Consider the following 2,078-nt stretch of genomic DNA (forward strand, 5'->3'; position numbering starts at 1 on the left):
CGATCAATCCGCCCGCCGTCGCGCCGCGCGAACAGGCCGTGGTCGCCATCGCGCCCGCCAGCAACAGGCCGATCGCCGCGACATTCTTTACATTGGGGGTCATCGTCTCATCTCCGTTTCGGTGGTCCCGCTATACCCAAGCGAACGGACCGAACCGGAAAGCGGTTCCGTGACAAAGTCTTGCTGGACGGCCTTAGCCCGCAGGCTTGGCCGCAGGTAGACGGGACAGATTGTCCGCCGCCGCCTTGCCCGCTGCGGCGTCCGGCGCCAGGCGCGCAGCCCGCTGCCAGGCGGATCGGGCGATATCCTCATGATCGGTCAGGATCGCGATATTGCCCTCCTCCAGCGCCACCGACGCATCGTCGGGCGAGAGCTGCACGGCGCGGGCGATATGCGCTTGGGCCAGGCTCATTTCACCCGACCGCCGCGCCAGCGTTGCCGACAACAGCCAGCCGAGCGGGTCTTTGGGTGCCTGGATCAGCGTCACGTCGATCGAATCGCGCGCCGCCTCCGTCTCGCCCAGTGCGACCAAGGCCCGCGCCCGATCGAGATGCACCTCGCCCTTTTCCAGCCCGTCGGGTAGACCGCGCGCTAAGGCCGCATCGAAATCTCCGCGCGCCTTGGCGGCATCCCCGCTGGCGAGCGCGGCATTGCCCGCCTGCGCCCACAGCCGCGCGCTCTGCACCATCTCGCCACTCCGTTCAGCCTCTTCGGCGGCCTGCTGAAAGGCGATGATCGCGGGCGACCAGCGTTCGGCGCGCGCGAAGGCAAAGCCCATGCAATGGCGCGCATAGAAGCCCCCGCCGTCGATCCGCCATTTTTCGGCAAAGGCGACCCCGGCCGTGGGATCTTGAAGCGCCTGGTCGAGACAGGCCTGGAACGGCACCGCAAATTTCGCAGGCACCGGAATTTTGCCATCCTCCCGTGCGGGCGTGCTGGGCGGCGGCGCCGCGGCGACGCTGGCGGCGGCTTCCTGTTTCTCCTTGCGGCTGCGATTCATCACGGCCTCGATCTCAGGATCATAGGCCTGGGCCAACAGCATCAGGGGCAGGAAGAGCGGCATCAATGGCTGTCCAACAGGCTGGCGACGGTACGGATCAACAAGGCGATGTCGCCGTCGCGGGAAAGGCGATGGTCGCCGTCCTTAATCAGCAGCGTCTGCACATCCGATGAACGCAAACGTGCGGCCGCCTTCACCGCCACATACCAGGGCACATCCTTGTCCTGCTGGCCGTGGAGCAGCCGCACCGGGCAATCGATCGCGATCTCGCCCTCCAATAGCCGCAACGCCTGACCCGACTGCCAAAAGGCGAGCGTCGTGACATAAGGATCGTCGCTATAAGCGGACGGCTCCTCGATCCGCCCCTCGGTCGCCAGCAACGCCTTGTCGGCATCGGTAAAACCCCATTCGGTGAAGTCGGGCGCGGCCGCGATGCCGACGATCCCCACAACCCGGCCGGGCCGGGCCAGCGCCACCAGTAGCGCGAGCCAGCCGCCCATCGACGATCCGACGAGCAGGACCGGTCCCTCGATCAGGCTATCCATCACCCACAGCACGTCATCGCGCCAACTGGCCAGCGTGCCATCGGCAAAACGTCCTTCGCTCGACCCGTTGCCCGCATAGTCCATCCGCACGATGGCCCGCCCTTGGCGCGCCGCCCATTGATCGAGCGCGACCGCCTTGCTGCCCTCCATGTCGGACATATAGCCCGGCAGGAAGAGGATGGTCGGCCCCGCCCCCGCCCGCGGGCGGCAGGCGAGACGCAGTCCATCGGGGCGGGCGAACAGGGTGATCGGGGTGGAATCGGGGTGGGTCATAGCGCCGTCATCCCCTCCGCTGGCGCACCCGTCCACCCCCGGCGCGCGATTTTGCAAAGAGGCATGAAATAATCCGCAACATGCGTTGACAGCTTTGGAGGCAGCGGCTAGTTGCGCGCTCCTACCCCGTGCCCAGATGGCGGAATTGGTAGACGCACCAGCTTCAGGTGCTGGCGATCGCAAGGTCGTGGAGGTTCGAGTCCTCTTCTGGGCACCATTTGTTCTCAAAGCATTGAAAATGCACGGGGATCGTCCAAAAC

Annotated in this window: 2 protein-coding genes and 1 tRNA gene; 1 reads left to right on the plus strand and 2 read right to left on the minus strand. The window is 66.2% G+C overall.

Annotation, left to right across the window (positions count from 1 at the left end; translation table 11 throughout):
• Positions 1–193: 193 nt before the first annotated feature.
• On the minus strand, positions 194–1,063 hold the full coding sequence (locus tag IL54_RS06785; RefSeq protein ID WP_037474236.1) for a tetratricopeptide repeat protein: 870 nt from the start codon (positions 1,061–1,063) through the stop codon (positions 194–196).
• Positions 1,063–1,818 (minus strand): alpha/beta hydrolase, encoded by a 756-nt coding sequence (locus IL54_RS06790; protein ID WP_037474238.1) that lies wholly within the window; start codon positions 1,816–1,818, stop codon positions 1,063–1,065. The genes IL54_RS06785 and IL54_RS06790 overlap by 1 nt, the downstream gene beginning before the upstream one ends.
• Positions 1,819–1,948: 130 nt before the next feature.
• Between IL54_RS06790 and IL54_RS06795 the strand changes: the two genes are divergently transcribed.
• A tRNA-Leu gene (locus IL54_RS06795) sits at positions 1,949–2,035 on the plus strand.
• Positions 2,036–2,078: the final 43 nt, after the last annotated feature.

The organism is Sphingobium sp. ba1, assembly GCF_000743655.1.
Classification (GTDB): Bacteria; Pseudomonadota; Alphaproteobacteria; order Sphingomonadales; family Sphingomonadaceae; genus Sphingobium.